Raw genomic sequence first — 14,859 nt, forward strand, 5'->3', positions numbered from 1 at the left:
ATTCTTGAAGCCAGGACGATCCCATGTGGCGCGGTGGGTCAGCGCAGGATGCGCGGTCCTGTCGGTCGTCGTCGCGAGCGGCTGCGGCACGAGCGGCGCGGCGAAGAGCGACGATGACGGCAAGAGACCGCGAACCGCACTGGTCACCGCGCTGAGCCGCGTGCAGGACGCCCATCTGACGCAAGACTGGATCGAGTTCGGCGACGTCGCCGCAATCCGCTCCCGGAGCGACGGCGGGTCCGGCTCGAAGCCGGACCCGCTGCTCGGATACGGCGAGCCGAAACTGGCCGATGCCGCGGCGCTGCTGCCCGAACTGACCGGCATCGATCCGTTCGCGGCTCGGACCACCGCCCTCTCGGTCGGCTATCCGCCCGACCCGGTGGGTTTCCTGTTCGGGTCCTTCGATACGACGGCGATCGGCTCGAAGCTCCGGAAGCTCGGGTACGCGAAGCACGACCTCGCCGGCGGAGAGACGACCTGGATCATCCGCGACCACCACAAGATCGACGAGAAGGATCCGCTCGCGCAGCTGGGCATCGTCACCGCGCTGAACGTCGTACGGGTCTCATCACAACGCATCGTCTACGGAGGAGCGAGCGCGGACATCGACCAGGCGCTCCCCGGCACCAAGTCGCTGGCCGACAACGAGGCCGTCGGCGGCATCGCGGACTGCCTCGGCCAGGTCAAGGCCGCACAGATCGGATTCGACGTGAAGATCGCGGCCACACCGCTGGGCGTCGGCGTCGCGGGGTCGTCCGGGACCGATGCCACGGAGGTCGTGTGTATGACGACGGGGAGCCAGGACGCGGCAGAGGCGATCGCGTCGGCCTGGCCGGGCCGGGTGAAGTCGACGACCTCCGCCCTGTCCGCAGAGCCCTGGTCGAACCTCCTCACCCAGCCGCGGGCCAAGGTCATCGGCGGCCCCTCCCATGTCGTACGGCTGACCGCGCGGCCCACCGGTTCGACGCGAGTGCTGTTCGACGCCTGGGCGAGCGGGGACCTCGGGCCGCTGCTGACCGGCGCGAGACCCGACCCCGAGGTCTCGGTTCGATAGGTCTCCCTGGAATCGCGCTGGAAACGCGCCAGCCGCTGACCGCCCGACCCTGCCATCGGGCCCCTGCAGAGGAAGAGAAGGTCCGTTGCACATCCGAACAAGGACCATGTCCACGGCGGCGTTGCTCGCCGTGGCCGCCCTGGCCGTTGTCACCGCGTGTTCGTCCGGCGACGGTCGCGCTGTCACCGGCGGCGACGACAGCACACCGACCGCCATTCCCCCGTCGGTCACTGCCGCCACCGGCGCTCCGACGGCCGGCGTCGGCAAGGACACGTCGGCCTCGGCTGACGTGGCGATCGACTCCTGCACGGTCGACGCCACCACGAAGATCCCCAAGGCCGAACTCACGGTGACCAACCACGGCAGCGACACGGCGACCTACACCATTCGGCTTGAGTTCGTCGACGGCGGTGGGACGAGGGTGGCGGAGGGCGCCGCAATCGCGAACAGCCTGGCGGCGAACCAACAGGCGAAGGAAACGGCCGACGGGACGGCCCAGACCACCACGGACGTCACCTGCAAAATCACCAACGTCCAGCGCCTCGCCGGCATGTGACCGGCGCGGCTACGTGGAGCGGCTTCGCTGATGACGCCGATGACGGCGGCCAGACGCCGGTTCGACAGGAGCGGGGACAGCACACCGCAGGCGGTGCGCCCTCCCCCGGAAGGGCGCACCGCCAGCGGTATTCCCCCGCGCACACCCTAGTAGCGCAGCCACTTCCAGGTCTTCGGGCCGACGATGCCGTCCACCGGGATACCCGCGTGCTGGTTCTTGTTCACGCGGTGCTGGAACTCACGCACGGCCGCCGCGGTCTTCGTGCCGTACTTGCCGTCGATCGACAGATGCTTGCCCTTGGGTGTCTTCCAGTGGAGCTTCAGCAGGCACTGCGCCTCCTTGACGGCCTTGCCCTTCGAGCCGTTCCTGAGGACCTTCGAGTTGCCGTGGTAGTAGTTGCAGGTCCAACTGCCCGCGGTCCTGTCGCTGTGGACCGCGGCGGCGGTCGCGGTGCGGGCGGGCTGGTGACTCGCGCTCGTGGTAGCGGCCTCGGCGGTCGGGACGACGGCGAGACCGCCCAGGGCAGCGGTGGCGACGGCGACGGCCATGCGCTTGCGTGCGTTCATGTCGTGGGAGTTCCTTCCCCGTGTGGTCAGTGAAGGCGGCACGGGGTGAATCGCGCCGCCGGCTTGCCCCACCGAGGATGCTGGCCAAAACGTCGGCTGCACCAGTGAGTTGGGTGCTCCCGGGACATTGTGGGACGTCATGCGCTCTGACCTGCTGGGACGTCATGGAGGGTGATGCGTCCCTGGGACGCTTCAAGCACCGTGGGGCATCGCCCGGGTGGCCGGACAGAGGGGGCTGGGGACGGTGGGAGGCGTGGAAGAACAGCCGGCTGCACGACGGGCCCCCGTCGTGCCATGGAGCGGTACGGCTGGCTCGGAGCCAGGCAGCGGTCGAGCGGGACACTCTGAACCTGCCGTCTCGGTCATGCAGGCGTTGACGCATTCCGATATAGGCATATGATGGCTCCATGGCACGAGCGGCGACGACCTCGGACGCGTTCAATGCGATCGCCGAGCCGCAGCGGCGGGAGATCCTGGCGCTGCTGCGGGCCGGCGAGCGGCCCGTGACCGAACTGGCGCGGGACCTGGGGATGAGCCAGCCGCAGGCGTCCAAGCACCTGCGGGTGCTCCGGGAGGTCGGGCTGGTGCGGGTCCGTGGGGAGGGCAAGCAGCGGCTGTACGGCCTGGACGCCCGCGGGCTGCGCCCCGTCCACGAGTGGCTGGGCGGTTTCGAGCGGTTCTGGAGCGAGAGCTTCGACCGGCTGGACGAGTACGTGCGAGACCTGAAACAGGCAAGGCAGGAGGAACCACCGGATGACGACGACCAGTAGCGGCGGCGAGCCCGACCACACGACCGCGGCCCGCGAGATCGTGATCTCCCGGACCATCGGCGCCCCACGGGAGCTGGTGTTCACGGCGTTCACGCAGGTCCGGCACCTGTCGCGGTGGTGGGGGCCAGAGGGCTTCTCCACCACCACGCGGTCCTTCGAGTTCCGCGTCGGCGGGACCTGGGACTTCGTGATGCACGGGCCGGACGGCACCGACTACCAGGAGTGGATCACCTGGCAGGAGATCGTCCCGCCGGAGCGGATCATGCTGGTGCACGGCGAGTCCCGCGACGACCCCAACGCCTTCGAGTCGGTCCTGACCTTCGAGCAGGCCGGCGACGAGACCCGGATCGTGATGCGCACGGTGTTCCCCACCAAGGAACTCCGCGACGAGGCGGTGGACAAGTACCACGCGATCGAGGGCGGCGAGCAGACCCTGCGCAACCTGGCGCTCTACGTCGCCGAACTCACCCGGAACGAGAGCGCACCAGGGGAAGCGGAGAGCTGATGGCCGGGAAGGTGTTCCTCAGCGTCACGATGTCGCTCGACGGTTTCATGGCACCCGCGCCCGTGCCGGAGCCGAGGACGCCTTCTCTGCCTCGACCAGACCCGCACGGACGCATCATGACGACGGCCGGATGCCGCCCGACTCCGCCTGCGCCAGGCGGACGGACGGCGGTCCCACGTGCTCCAGCACGATCCGCTCGCGCGGGACGGTGCCCTCAAGGAGGTGCACAGCGCCGAGCAGCGGCGCGGCACGCGCGGTACGGGCCCCGACCGTGCGCGGCTCGCGCGGCGGCCCCGCGGGCAGCGACCACGTCGTACACGGCGATCCGGACCAGCGTGAGCGTTCGCAGGCTGAGGGCGCTGCTGGAGTCGTGGCGTGGCCGCGGCGCCCGGGCCGGGCGGGGCCTGGCCGCGCACCGCGGTTAGGATCAGGTGCGGACGCCCAGCGCGGGCAGGACGGTCTCCGCCACCCGGTACGCCTCCTCCAGCAGGGGGTTGGCCGACAGGATGAAGGTGTCGACGCCCAAGTCCTCGTACTCCTTGAGGCGCCGCACCACCTGGGCGGCGGAGCCGACCACCGCGGTGCCGGGGCCCGGCCGGAACAGGCTCATGCCCGGCCACAGGTTCGGGTGGACCTCCAGCTCACGGGCCCTGGCCGGTACCCGGCCGCCGTGCTGGCGGAACTGCCGCTGCCAGCCGACGCCGTCCTCCCCGGCGCGGTCGCCGAGCTGCCGGGCGTACGTCGCCTCGCTGGTGACGTCGAGCAGCCGGTCGGCCGCCGCCCACGCCTCGTCCTCGGTGTCGCGGACGATCAGGTGCAGGCGCAGGCCGATGCGCAGGGTGCGGCCGTGGGCCGCCGCGCGTTCGCGCACCCGGTCCAGCTTCTCCTTCAGCAGGTGCGGCGGCTCGCCCCAGGTGAGATAGACGTCGACATGCTCGGCGGCCATCTCGATGCCCGGCGCGGAGGAGCCGCCGAACCAGAGCGGGACGTGCGGGCGCCGCACGGGACCGAGGTCGCCGAAGGAACCACCCGCGTTCTTCAGATCGTAGAAGCGGCCCTTGTGGTCGAAGACCTCACCGGCGGTGAGCCGTTTGACGATCGACCAGTACTCGGCGCTCAGTTCGTAGCGTGCGTCGTGCTCCACATGCAGGCCGTACTCGCGCAGTGTCGTCGTCGAGCCGTTGACGACGTTGAAGCGCAGGCGGGGGCCGAAGAGGGTGTCGAAGGTGAGCGCCATCTTGGCGAGCAGGGTCGGGGCGATCAGACCGGGGTGGACGGCGAGCAGCGGCTGGAAGCGGATGCTGGTGGCGGCGGCGAGTGCGCTGCCCAGCGGCCACACGTCGTACAGGTCGGTCGCGAGCAGCGCCCCGCTGAAGCCGAGCCGTTCCACGGTGCCGGCGAGCTGTTGCAGGTAGCCGAGGTCGACCGGGCGCCGCCCCTCGGGCTCCCAGGGGTAGGCGCCCTCGCGCGGGATGATGTACCAGAGGACTTCCGACGCCATGTGCGTTCTCCCCTCAGTCCCGTCGGGCGACGGCGTCGGCGACCGTGACCGGCCCCTCGATGAACCCGGTGCGGACGAAGACGTCGGCGGCCTGCTGCTGTTCGGCGAGGAACGCGTCGCTGACGTCCTCGATGTGCCAGGGCAGGGCGCGCAGGGCGGTCTCCCAGTCGTCGACCGTGCCGCCCTGGTGGTCGGCGGCGATCGCGGCGGCCTCGCGCGGATGGGCCTTCGCCCAGGCGTCGGCCCGGCCGAGGGCACGGACCAGCGCCTCGACCACCTCGGGCCGCTGCTCGGCGAGGTCCCGCCGGGTGAAGAACACCGAGCGGTCGGTGATGACATCGCCGGTGCGGACCAGGCTCCGCACGCCCCCGGCGCGCAGGGCCGCCGCCAGGTGCGGGCCCTGGGCGACCCAGGCGGCGATGGCGCCCTCGCGCAGCAGCCTCTCGCTGTCCTCGCCGCCGCGTACGGGGGTGATGTCCTCGGCGTACGACAGTCCGGCGTCGTCGAGGGCCTTGGCGACGAGGTGGGTCTGCCAGGAGCCGATGGCCAGGTGCACGGTGCCGCCCTTGAGGTCGGCGACCGTCCGCGCGGGGCTGTCCTCGGTGACGAGGAGGGCGCCGTGGTCGGGGCGCGGGGCGGAGACGGCGGCGTAGACGATGTCGTGCCCGGCGGCCTGGGCGGTGATGGGCGGGGTGGAGCCGGTGCCGCCGAAGTCGATCACGCCCTCGGAGAGCAGCCGCCCGGTGCGCACGCCGTCCGTGTAGGGATGGAAGACGACGGTCTCTCCCACCGTGGCGAGTTCCTCGGCGGCATGGTCGAGACGGGAGAGGTAGTAGAGGGTGGGGTTGCTGTTGTGGACGCCGATGGTGACGGTCATGCGGAACGCTCCGGTGGTGTGGTGGTGGGCGGCATGCCCAGGTCGGTGAGCAGACGGCGGCGCAGGGCGGTGAAGGCCGGGTCGCCGGAATCGCGCGGACGCGGGACGTCGACGGTCTCGTCCGTGACGAGCCGGCCCTCCCGCAGGACGCAGACGCGGTCGGCGAGCCGTACGGCCTCGTCCACGTCGTGGGTGACGAGCAGCACGGCGGGCCGGTGGACCCGGCACAGCTCGCCGACCAGATCCTGCATGCGCAGCCGGGTCAGGGCGTCCAGGGCGGCGAACGGCTCGTCAAGGAGGAGGAGTTCGGGGTCGCGGACCAGGGCTCGGGCGAGCGCCACGCGCTGGGCCTCGCCGCCGGACAGGGTGGCGGGCCAGGCGCGGGCGTGGCTCTCAAGGCCGACCTCGGCGAGGGCGCGGCGCCCCCGGTCCGGGGCGGTCCTCGGCAGGGCGACGACGACGTTGGCCAGCACCCGTTTGGACGGGATCAGCCGCGGTTCCTGGAAGACGATGGTGCGGGTCTCGGGGACCAGCACCTCGCCCGCGTCGGCGCCGTCGAGGGCGCCGAGGATCCTCAGCAGGGTGGTCTTGCCGCTGCCGCTCGCGCCGAGCAGGGCGACGAACTCGCCGCGCCCGATGGTGAGATCGAGGCCGTCGAGGACGGTCCGGTCGGCGAACGCCTTGACGAGGGAGCGGACGTGGACGGCGGTGGTGGCCGTCGTGCCGGCCGCGGTGGTCATCGCTGCGCCCCCCGCCATGGCATCAGCACCCGTTCCAGCAGGCGCACGAACGCGTCGGCGAGCAGGCCGAGCAGGCCGTAGACGAGGATGCACACGGCGAGGACGTCCGTACGGGCGTAGCTCTGCGCCTGGGCCATCAGGTAGCCGATGCCGGCGGTGGCGTTGATCTCCTCGGCGGCGATCAGCGCGATCACGCTGAGCGTCATCGACAGCCGCAGCCCGGCGAGCAGCGCGGGCAGCGCTCCGGGCAGGACGACCTCGCGGACGATCGCGAACCGGCTCATGCCGAAGCTGCGCATGGCCTCCACCAGCCGGGCGTCGGTGCTGCGGACGCCGCTTGAGGTGGAGACGTACATCGGGAAGGTGGTGGCGACGGCGATCAGCAGGATCTTCGCGGTCTCGTTGATGCCGAACCACACCATGAACAGCGGGACCAGGGACAGGAACGGAATGGTCCGCAGGGTCTGCATGGTGGAGTCGAGCAGTTCGTCGCCGAGGCGGGTGAAACCGGTGACGACGCCGGCCGTGAGGCCGACGGCGAGACCGAGCAGCAGGCCGAGGCCGGAGCGGGTCAGGGAGGTGGCGAGCGCGTCGGGCAGTTGGCCGTTGCCCCACAGTTCGCCGACCGCGCGGACCACGTCGGCGGGTGAGGCGAGCACGTCCGGGGTGAGGGCGCCGGTCGCCGAGGCGGCCCACCAGAGCACGAGCAGGGCGAGCGGCCCGAGGGCGCGTACGGCCGCCCTGAACCGGCGCGGCCGTGGGCGTCGGGCGACGGGCCGGGGCGACACCAGGTCCCGCTTGCCGGCCGGCGCGGCCGGGATGTCCTGGACGGCGGTCATGACAGCTCGGTGACGTCGATGAGATGGGCGGCGACGTCGACCTCGGTGCGGGTGACCTTGTGCTCGGCGTAGAAACGGGCGACGGCCTTGAACCGTGTGATGTCGGCGGCGGTGATCGGCTCGACGGTCCCGCCCTTCGACGTGAACCCGGTCTGTACGCGCTTCGCCTCGCCGGTGAGCGCCTGGGGGCCGGCGTCGGTGGTGACGTTCAGGTAGGCAGCTGGGTTCTGCTTCTGCCGGACGCTGCCCTCGTGCAGATAGGTGTAAAGAGCCTTGACCACCTCGGGGTGCTTGTCAGCGAAGGCGGTGCGCACGGCGTTCAGGCTGTAGTTGTCGGAGCCGATGGCCGCACCGTCGGTGAGGAAGTGCGCCTTGCCGGTGCCGAGTTCGGCCACGGAGTACGTCGCCCACACCGCCCAGGCGTCGACCTTGCCGCTGTTGAAGACGGCCGCCGTCTGGTCGGGCCGCAGATAGACCCGTTCGACCTCGTCCTCGGGGACACCCGCCTTCTCCAGGGCCTTCAGCAGCAGATACTCACCGGTCCCGCCCTGGTTGACGGCGACCTTCTTGCCGATCAGGTCCTTGACGGACGCGATCGAGGAGCCGTTCTTGACGAGGATGCCCTCGCCGGCCCCGTCGGGTGCGGTGGCGGTGAAGAACTTGAACCGGGGTTCTGCGCCAGTGAGGTGATGCCGGAGGTGATGGAGCCGGTGGCGATGTCGAGCTGGTCGGCGTTGAGGGCCTGCGCGGCCGGCGCGAAGGGACCCGCGCTGCCGGTCCAGGCGACCTTGGCGTGCACCTTGGCGAGGGCCTTGGCGAGCGAGCCGTCCTTCTTGCCGACCGCGAGCACACCGGAGTTGCCGGGATCGGGGATGCGGACGGTGACCGTGGCGGCGGAGTTCGGGCCGGTGTCGGCCTGCGAGGTGCCGCAGGCGGTCAGGGCGGCGAGCGCGGTGAGGGTGGCGAGTGCGGCGGCAAGGAGTCTGGAGGCGCGCATGGCAGTCCTACGGGTTCAGAGAGCGGGGCGGGACATGGGCTCGGCGAGCCGGTGGCGGGCTCGGCGCAGGGGTTCCGGATCGGCCCAGGTGTGGACGTCGACGGGCCCGGCCAGGAAGCCGTGCCCGCGCAGCGCCGTCTCCTGGAGGGCCAGCAGGGAGAGGCGTTCGACGGAGAGGTCGGGGTGCAGGGTGCGGTGGGTGCCGGGGCGGTAGGCGCCGCGCACACCCTCGGTTCCGGCGCCGGTCTCGGCGCCCAGGATGCGGGCGACCTCGTCCGGTTGCCCGGCCGCCCAGTCCGCGGCGCGCAGCAGCACCGCGAGGAACCGGTCGACCAGGTCGGGGTGTTCGTCGAGCAGCCGCTGGTGGACGGTGATGGGGCGCGGGGTGCCGTTGTTCACGCGGTGGCGGCGGTCGGGCAGTCGGTCGAGTTCGACGGCGACCTCGGCACCGGCCCGCCGCGCCGCCTCGACGGCGACGGCGCCCTTGACGTACACGGCGTCGACGTCACCGCGGGCCAGCGCGGCCAGTTCGGCCTGCCACTGCCCGGTGTGGCCGGCGGCGGGCACGTCGACCGGCCGGGTGTCGTCGAGACCGAGTCCGGCGGAGGCGAGCGCGCCCTCGAAGCCGCGCAGCGCCATGGCCCGCCAGAAGTCGATGGGAACGGAGTGCCGCGGCAGGGCCGGCCGCAGCCCGCGCAGGGCGGCGGCACCCCGGATCCCGGATCCGGGCCGGACCAGGACGACTTGGCGCTCCTCGATCCAGGTCAGGCCGATCAGCCGGGTCTCGGCTCCGCGTGAACGGGCCCACAGGGCAGGCACGTTGCCACCCTCCCGGAACAACGCGGGCAGTTCGTGGGTGTAGTGGGTGCCACGGAGGTCCGCGCCGACGTCGGACCCGGCGTCCTGAAGGGACCGCACGGCGATCCCCTCCGGCATGAACTCCTCGGCCAGCCACCGCCGGTCGGCGGCGATACCGGTCGCGGTGGGCACCGGACAACGGGTGAACCACAGGGTCTCGGGCAGGGGCGGGTGGGTCATGGGTTCCTTCCCCGGAGGGCTGCTCACCGCTGCGGCGGCGAGAGGGAGGCGGGTGCGGGCGGGGCGCTTCGCCCGCCGCCGGCACGCCTGCCGGGCGGTGCGGCGGGCCGGCGGGCAGCACACGGGCCGGCGCGGCGAGGAGGTGAGGCACGGAGATGTCGGCCGGCTCGGTGCGGGGTGTGCCGCCGTCAGGCGTGGCGGCTGTCACGAGGGCCAGGCACGGCGGGGTGGGCCGTGCGCCGACGTCACGGGGTGGCGGCGCGGGGCAGCGGGGCCGCGAGGGACGACCGCAGAGAGCCGCGGGGACCTCGCGGTTGCCGGTCAGCGACAGACGGCGCTGGCGACGCGGCCGAGGTCGACGTGGCGGCGCACGGTCAGCGGGGGCGTGGCCATGACGTGCATCGCTGCGCCCCTTCCGCTGACCCGCGCCGGACCCGTTCCGGCGGCGTGACCGCAGCCTGACATGTGTCGCGAGCGGGCGGCAAGCGGCTTCCCATGATGTGGGAACGAGCGTGAACAGACTGTTTCAGCAGAGAGCGGGGGGCATTCCGGCTTGCCGCGATATGGGAATCTCGAAGCCGTCCGAGGGGCCGGAACCGGGTTCGCAACCGCCTGCGCCGAGGCCCGGGCGGGCGAGGGGAAACCGATGACCGGGAGGTGGAGGGAGCCGTGACGCAGACTCGGGTCGCCGGGGCCCAGGCGGTGCGGCGGGCGCTCGACGTGCTGCACTGCTTCCACGACAACGCCCCCGACCTCAGCGCCTCGGAGATCTCCCGCAGGCTCGGTCTGTCCACGTCCACGGCGCACCGGCTGGCCCGCACCCTGCTGGGCGCCGGGTTCCTGGAGCAGGACCCGCGTACCGCCCGCTACCGGCTCGGCCCCGCCGTGACCGAACTCGGCCGGCTCTCCTACCACCAGCGCGGGCTGCACCTGGCGTCGCCCGAACTCGCCGACCTGGCCCGGCGCACCGGCGCGACCGCCGACCTGGCGCTGCGCGGCGGCCCGCACGCGGTGATCGTGGCCGGCGGCTCGGTCACCCCGAAGGTGGGTCTGCGCCGCCCGCTGCACTCCACCGCGCTGGGCAAGGTCCTGCTGGCGTGGCCACGCCCGGGAGAGGCGGGTACGCAGTCGCTCCCTGCGTTGCGGGCGTTCACCGACCGCACGATCGTCGACCGGGAGCGGCTGGCCGAGGAGTTGGAGCGGGTGCGCGCGCAGCGGTACGCCCTCAACGACGGCGAGTCCGCCCTGGGTGTCCGCACCGTCGCCGTGCCCGTCCTCGACCACCTGGGGTCGGCGCGGTTCGCGCTCGCCGTGCGGGGCACACCCGATCTCATCGCCGGTGACCGTGTCGAGTGGTTCCTCGAACAGGCGCGGACGTGCGCGAGGGCGCTGGAGGTCCTGCTGCTGCCGCCGTCGCAGCGCAACACGGCCGCCGCCACCCCGTGACCCACGCGACCTGCGGCGGCCCCCCTCGGACACGGAGAGCAATGCCGCGGCAGCACGGCCACCGCTCTTCGACTGCGGAAGGAGGACCCTGCGGACCCGACTGAGGGGTACATCTTGGCCCAGGCACGACGACCGTTGTCGCTGTTAGCGTCGAGCTCCACCCAACGATCAGCAATGAGGACACATGGCGCTTCCGGCTCTTCCTGTGATCGACCGCCTGGTCGACGCGATGAACAAGCACGACATCGACGCCCTGGTCGAGTGCTTCGCACCCGACTACGACACCATCTGGCCCGCGCACCCGGCCCGTTCGTTCACCGGGCGGGAGAACGTGCGGCGCACCTGGGAGATGATGTTCGAGGCTCGCCCGGACATCAAGGTCTCGGTGACCGCACACGCGCATGCCGGCGACGAGGTCTGGGCGGAGTGGGAGTTCGTGGGCACCGAACGAGACGGTGCTCGGTTCCACCAGCGAGGTGTGATCATCACGGTCGTCGAGGGCGACGTGATCGTCCGGACACGCTTCTACATGGAGCCTGTGGACGCGCCGTCGGCATAATGATGACGTGGATCGAGACAGCGACTTCGGTGCGATGCTGCGCACCTTCCGGGAACGGCTGACTCCGGACGTCGCCGGTCTGCCTTCCGGGCCCGCCAGACGGCGTGTTTCTGGATTACGCCGGAGCGAACTCGCCGACCTGGCGGGTGTGTCGGAAGAGCACCTGAAGCGATTGGAACAGGGCCGTCGACAGCCGTCGGTGAGCATGGTCGACGCCCTGGCAAGAGCACTGCGAGTGGACCGTGACGACCATGAGCGGCTTCGGCTCGCCGCCGGGTTCGCCGCCCCGCACGGTCGCCGGGCCCGGCGGCAGGGAGCGGACGGCGGGCGGGTGCCTCGGGAGATCACCCCTTCCGCACGGCGGATACTGGACCGGCTCTCCGAGGCACCGACGTGCCTGTGCGATGCCGCCTGGAACGTGCTGACCGGCAACCGCCGCTGGCTGGCCTTCAACTGTGGCGCGGCAACGGCCGACGGCCGTGATCGCAACATGGCCTGGCGGACATTCACCGAAGCGCCGACCACGGTCTTCCGCTCTCCCGGGCATCTGACCGCATTCCGCGCCACCATCGTCGCGGGTCTGCACACCACAGCCACCCGCTACCCGAACGACCCGGAATTGCGCGACCTCGTCCGCGACTTACGGAAGATCAGCAAGGACTTCGCCGGCCTGTGGGATGCGGAAGAGCAACCGCAGCCTCAGCCGGACAGGTTGACGGTCGACGACCCGCGTCTCGGCCGCTTCACGCTGGACAAGGACGTGCTGACAGTAGAGCCAGGCGACCTGCGCGTAGTCGTCCTCAGTGTGCCCGCGAACTCACCGGACGCCAACCGCCTCGCAGCAATAGCCGGTTGAAAGCAACAGCCGCGGACATACGGCCTCGGACATACCGCCTCGGCAGGGCGTCCGCCGACTGGCGGACACGCTGCGGCTGGGACCGAGGCACGGCGCTCTGGCCACCCTGGTCCAGGGCTCGGGGCCGACCCGCGCCTTCCTCACGGAGTCGGCACACGCGGCGGCGACACCGGCCACCGCCCCGTCCGCGACCTACCGCTACCGCGCCAACCCCGCCATCGGCCCCGCCCCACCTCGATCCGCCAGACGAACCCAACCCCTTTTCCCACATCGGGCCCTCGGGGAGTCGCCCCGGCGCTGCTGGATCAGGCCCGCCACGCAGGGCGCGACTTCGCCCCCTGGCCAATTGAGACGCAGTCGACGCCCAGCGGCGCGGCCAGCGCGCCCCGGCCCCGGCCCCGGCCAGGCGACGGCCCGCTCGACGTTCGCTGCGCGGGCGACGTGAAGGCACGGGCGGTGGACAGGCTCCGTACGCTGGTCACCGCCCATGTGCCCGGGCCGGGCGCCAGATACGTGTTCGGGACCGAAGTCTTCTGACGCGCGGTTCGACGTGCCGGCTGACGCACGGTGCGCCGCGCGTCCTGCGACGCGCGGCGCAGCTCACGGCTCGGACGGCCTTTGTTCTGCCGTCACTTCACCGCGTCGGCGAACAGCGGCACCACCTTGTCGATGGCGTAGCCGACCGAGAGGACGGAGTTGGTGGCGAATGCCTGGCTGATGTTCTTGTCGTCGAAGACGACGGAGTGGCCCTTCTCCACCGCCGGCAGGGACGTGTAGAGCGGGTCCGACGAGATCTTGGACGCCTCGATGCCGATGGGTGCCATCACGACGAGGTCGGCGTCCAGCATCTGCAGGTTCTCCTTTGACACAGACACCGAGAACGAGGAGCCGGCCTTGGCGTCGACCTTCGGGTTGTTGGTGAAGCCCAGCTGCTGCACGAAGTTGACCCGGTCCGTGCCCTTCACATAGGCGCCCCAGCCGACCGAGGTACGGGAACCGACGGTGATCGTCCTGCCCTTGAACTCGGGGTGCGCCTTCGCGGCGGCGGTGAACTTCCGCTGGGTGTCGGAGATGAGCTTTTCGCCCTGGTCGGCGAGGCCGAGAGCGGTCGAGATCATCGTGGTCTGCTGCTGCCAGGAGATCTTGTACTGGTCCCCGCCCTCGGGCACGCCGAGCGTCGGTGCGATCTTGCTCAGGGTGTCGTACCGGGTCTGGTCGCCACTGGACTTGACGTCGAGAATCAGGTCCGGCTTGAGCGCGGCGATCTTCTCGTACTCCGGCTCCAGTGTGCCGATCTTCTCGGGGCTCCGGTCGTACCGGCCCGTGGCCCACGGGCCGACGCCGTCGCCGCCGAAGGCGAGCCAGTCGCTCTGGCCGACCGGCTGCACGCCGAGGGCGAGGGCGGTCTCGGCGTCACCCCAGCCGAGCGCGACGACCCTCTTGGGCTGGGACTTGACGGTGACGGTACCGAACTTGGTGCTCACCTCGGCGGGGAAGGCACCGGACGTCTTCGGACCGGAGGCGTCGGAGGCGTCGGAGCTGGAGTCGGTGTCGTCCGAGGAGGAGCCGCAGGCGGCGAGGGCACCGAGCAGCGCTACGGCCAGGAGAGCGGCGAGCAGGCGCCACAGGCCGCGCCCGGTACGGGCGGTCTGGTACGTGGACGTGCGAGGCATGAGGGTTCTTTCTGTGTGCGGTTCACTGCCCGGTGGGGGCGGCGCTGATGTGGTGACGGCCCAGGGGCACGACCATCGGTGTGCCGGAGCCGGGGTCGGGGATCACGGTGGAACGCAGCCCGAACACCTCGCGTACGAGGGACTCGGTCACGATGGCGGAGGGCGCGCCCTCGGCGACGACACGGCCGCCCTTCATGGCGATCAGGTGATCGGCGTAGCGACAGGCCAGGTTCAGGTCGTGCAGGACGACGGCGAGGGTGACGCCGCGCTCCCGGTTGAGGTCGGTGAGCAGGTCCAGCACGTCCAGCTGGTGGCTGATGTCGAGGTAGGTGGTGGGCTCGTCGAGCAGGAGGATGCCGGTCTCCTGGGCGAGCGCCATGGCGATCCAGACGCGCTGGCGCTGCCCGCCGGAGAGCTCGTCCACCGACCGGTCCGCGAGTTCCAGGACGTCGGTGGCGAGCATGGCCGCGGCGACGCCCTCGTCGTCCGCCTTGGTCCAGCGGCGGAACCAACCCTGGTGCGGGTAGCGGCCGCGGCCGACCAGGTCGGCGACGGTGATGGCATCGGGGGCCACCGGACTCTGCGGCAGCATGCCGAGGCAGGCGGCCACCTGTTTCGTGGACGTGGTGTGGATGTCGTGGCCGTCCAGGAGGACGGTTCCGGCGGTCGGGGTCAGCAGCCGCGCCATGGCGCGCAGCAGCGTGGACTTGCCGCAGGCGTTCGGGCCGACGACGACGGTGAAACGTCCCGGCGGCAGTGCGACGTCGAGACCTGAGATGATCTCTCGCTCCCCGTAGCCGAGGCCCAGGCCGCGGGTTTCGAGGGTGTGCGGGGACGCCACCGTGCTCTCCTTGCGGGTCACCGTGCTGCTCTCCTTGTGAC

16 protein-coding genes and 1 pseudogene are annotated in these 14,859 nt (G+C 71.5%); 7 read left to right on the plus strand and 10 right to left on the minus strand.

The genetic code is table 11. The features are described from left to right. The first annotated feature begins 25 nt into the window (after nucleotides 1-25). Together AC27LF_RS23985 and AC27LF_RS23990 are read left to right on the plus strand one after the other, a co-directional pair. Nucleotides 26-1,054 carry a hypothetical protein gene (locus AC27LF_RS23985; RefSeq protein WP_479658427.1) on the plus strand — a complete coding sequence of 343 codons (1,029 nt, stop codon included), beginning with the start codon at nucleotides 26-28 and terminating at the stop codon, nucleotides 1,052-1,054. Nucleotides 1,055-1,184: 130 nt separating this feature from the next. Beyond that, complete coding sequence (locus AC27LF_RS23990; RefSeq protein ID WP_479663249.1) at nucleotides 1,185-1,610, plus strand: hypothetical protein; 426 nt, start codon at nucleotides 1,185-1,187, stop codon at nucleotides 1,608-1,610. A gap of 146 nt (nucleotides 1,611-1,756) precedes the next feature. Here the strand turns inward: AC27LF_RS23990 and AC27LF_RS23995 are convergent, their stop codons facing one another. After that, on the minus strand, nucleotides 1,757-2,176 hold the full coding sequence (locus tag AC27LF_RS23995; RefSeq protein WP_479658429.1) for a peptidoglycan-binding domain-containing protein: 420 nt from the start codon (nucleotides 2,174-2,176) through the stop codon (nucleotides 1,757-1,759). 407 nt (nucleotides 2,177-2,583) lie between these two features. On the opposite strand from AC27LF_RS23995, the gene AC27LF_RS24000 reads away from it, so the two are divergent. Together AC27LF_RS24000 and AC27LF_RS24005 are read left to right on the plus strand one after the other, a co-directional pair. Then, entirely contained in the window at nucleotides 2,584-2,946 is a 363-nt protein-coding gene (locus AC27LF_RS24000; RefSeq protein WP_479658430.1) for an ArsR/SmtB family transcription factor, read from the plus strand. Continuing rightward, on the plus strand, nucleotides 2,930-3,451 hold the full coding sequence (locus AC27LF_RS24005; RefSeq protein ID WP_479658431.1) for an SRPBCC family protein: 522 nt from the start codon (nucleotides 2,930-2,932) through the stop codon (nucleotides 3,449-3,451). The genes AC27LF_RS24000 and AC27LF_RS24005 overlap by 17 nt, the downstream gene beginning before the upstream one ends. Nucleotides 3,452-3,878: 427 nt before the next feature. On the opposite strand, the gene AC27LF_RS24010 is transcribed toward AC27LF_RS24005, so the two are convergent. The 7 genes and pseudogenes from AC27LF_RS24010 to AC27LF_RS24040 form a co-directional block, all read right to left on the minus strand. Beyond that, nucleotides 3,879-4,952, minus strand: a complete 1,074-nt coding sequence (locus AC27LF_RS24010; protein ID WP_479658432.1) for an LLM class flavin-dependent oxidoreductase — start codon at nucleotides 4,950-4,952, stop codon at nucleotides 3,879-3,881. Between the two features lie 13 nt (nucleotides 4,953-4,965). Continuing rightward, nucleotides 4,966-5,829, minus strand: coding sequence for an ABC transporter substrate-binding protein (locus AC27LF_RS24015; protein WP_479658433.1), 864 nt, complete (start codon nucleotides 5,827-5,829; stop codon nucleotides 4,966-4,968). Beyond that, a complete protein-coding gene (locus tag AC27LF_RS24020; protein ID WP_479658434.1) occupies nucleotides 5,826-6,569 on the minus strand; it encodes an ABC transporter ATP-binding protein in 744 nt (247 codons plus the stop codon). Before AC27LF_RS24020 ends, AC27LF_RS24015 begins: the two co-directional genes overlap by 4 nt. Next, nucleotides 6,566-7,408, minus strand: a complete 843-nt coding sequence (locus AC27LF_RS24025; protein WP_479658435.1) for an ABC transporter permease — start codon at nucleotides 7,406-7,408, stop codon at nucleotides 6,566-6,568. Before AC27LF_RS24025 ends, AC27LF_RS24020 begins: the two co-directional genes overlap by 4 nt. Next, nucleotides 7,405-8,405: pseudogene (locus tag AC27LF_RS24030) on the minus strand (NrtA/SsuA/CpmA family ABC transporter substrate-binding protein). Before AC27LF_RS24030 ends, AC27LF_RS24025 begins: the two are co-directional and overlap by 4 nt. A 15-nt stretch (nucleotides 8,406-8,420) precedes the next feature. Then, nucleotides 8,421-9,443: an ABC transporter substrate-binding protein gene (locus AC27LF_RS24035; protein WP_479658436.1), complete on the minus strand. Its 1,023-nt coding sequence runs from the start codon at nucleotides 9,441-9,443 to the stop codon at nucleotides 8,421-8,423. Between the two features lie 321 nt (nucleotides 9,444-9,764). Beyond that, nucleotides 9,765-9,908, minus strand: a complete 144-nt coding sequence (locus AC27LF_RS24040; RefSeq protein WP_479658437.1) for a putative leader peptide — start codon at nucleotides 9,906-9,908, stop codon at nucleotides 9,765-9,767. Between the two features lie 204 nt (nucleotides 9,909-10,112). Between AC27LF_RS24040 and AC27LF_RS24045 the strand changes: the two genes are divergently transcribed. The 3 genes from AC27LF_RS24045 (at nucleotide 10,113) to AC27LF_RS24055 (ending at nucleotide 12,304) form a co-directional block, all read left to right on the plus strand. Next, nucleotides 10,113-10,889 (plus strand): IclR family transcriptional regulator, encoded by a 777-nt coding sequence (locus tag AC27LF_RS24045; protein WP_479658438.1) that lies wholly within the window; start codon nucleotides 10,113-10,115, stop codon nucleotides 10,887-10,889. A gap of 184 nt (nucleotides 10,890-11,073) precedes the next feature. Further along, nucleotides 11,074-11,448, plus strand: a complete 375-nt coding sequence (locus AC27LF_RS24050; RefSeq protein WP_479658439.1) for a nuclear transport factor 2 family protein — start codon at nucleotides 11,074-11,076, stop codon at nucleotides 11,446-11,448. Nucleotides 11,449-11,482: 34 nt separating this feature from the next. Further along, nucleotides 11,483-12,304: a helix-turn-helix domain-containing protein gene (locus AC27LF_RS24055; RefSeq protein ID WP_479658440.1), complete on the plus strand. Its 822-nt coding sequence runs from the start codon at nucleotides 11,483-11,485 to the stop codon at nucleotides 12,302-12,304. A gap of 629 nt (nucleotides 12,305-12,933) precedes the next feature. On the opposite strand, the gene AC27LF_RS24060 is transcribed toward AC27LF_RS24055, so the two are convergent. Then, nucleotides 12,934-13,977, minus strand: coding sequence for an iron-siderophore ABC transporter substrate-binding protein (locus AC27LF_RS24060; protein WP_479658441.1), 1,044 nt, complete (start codon nucleotides 13,975-13,977; stop codon nucleotides 12,934-12,936). Nucleotides 13,978-13,999: 22 nt separating this feature from the next. After that, a complete protein-coding gene (locus AC27LF_RS24065) occupies nucleotides 14,000-14,818 on the minus strand; it encodes an ABC transporter ATP-binding protein (RefSeq protein WP_479658505.1) in 819 nt (272 codons plus the stop codon). Nucleotides 14,819-14,859: the final 41 nt, after the last annotated feature.

It is taken from the genome of Streptomyces diversicolor, from assembly GCF_057537855.1.

Bases quoted from the DNA above. Each gene is read 5' to 3' on its own strand.
- AC27LF_RS23995 (WP_479658429.1), bottom strand. From the start codon at position 2,176: ATGAACGCACGCAAGCGCATGGCCGTCGCCGTCGCCACCGCTGCCCTG.
- AC27LF_RS24000 (WP_479658430.1), top strand. From the start codon at position 2,584: ATGGCACGAGCGGCGACGACCTCGGACGCGTTCAATGCGATCGCCGAG.
- AC27LF_RS24005 (WP_479658431.1), top strand. From the start codon at position 2,930: ATGACGACGACCAGTAGCGGCGGCGAGCCCGACCACACGACCGCGGCC.
- AC27LF_RS24010 (WP_479658432.1), bottom strand. From the start codon at position 4,952: ATGGCGTCGGAAGTCCTCTGGTACATCATCCCGCGCGAGGGCGCCTAC.
- AC27LF_RS24015 (WP_479658433.1), bottom strand. From the start codon at position 5,829: ATGACCGTCACCATCGGCGTCCACAACAGCAACCCCACCCTCTACTAC.
- AC27LF_RS24020 (WP_479658434.1), bottom strand. From the start codon at position 6,569: ATGACCACCGCGGCCGGCACGACGGCCACCACCGCCGTCCACGTCCGC.
- AC27LF_RS24025 (WP_479658435.1), bottom strand. From the start codon at position 7,408: ATGACCGCCGTCCAGGACATCCCGGCCGCGCCGGCCGGCAAGCGGGAC.
- AC27LF_RS24035 (WP_479658436.1), bottom strand. From the start codon at position 9,443: ATGACCCACCCGCCCCTGCCCGAGACCCTGTGGTTCACCCGTTGTCCG.
- AC27LF_RS24040 (WP_479658437.1), bottom strand. From the start codon at position 9,908: ATGTCAGGCTGCGGTCACGCCGCCGGAACGGGTCCGGCGCGGGTCAGC.
- AC27LF_RS24050 (WP_479658439.1), top strand. From the start codon at position 11,074: ATGGCGCTTCCGGCTCTTCCTGTGATCGACCGCCTGGTCGACGCGATG.
- AC27LF_RS24055 (WP_479658440.1), top strand. From the start codon at position 11,483: ATGCTGCGCACCTTCCGGGAACGGCTGACTCCGGACGTCGCCGGTCTG.
- AC27LF_RS24060 (WP_479658441.1), bottom strand. From the start codon at position 13,977: ATGCCTCGCACGTCCACGTACCAGACCGCCCGTACCGGGCGCGGCCTG.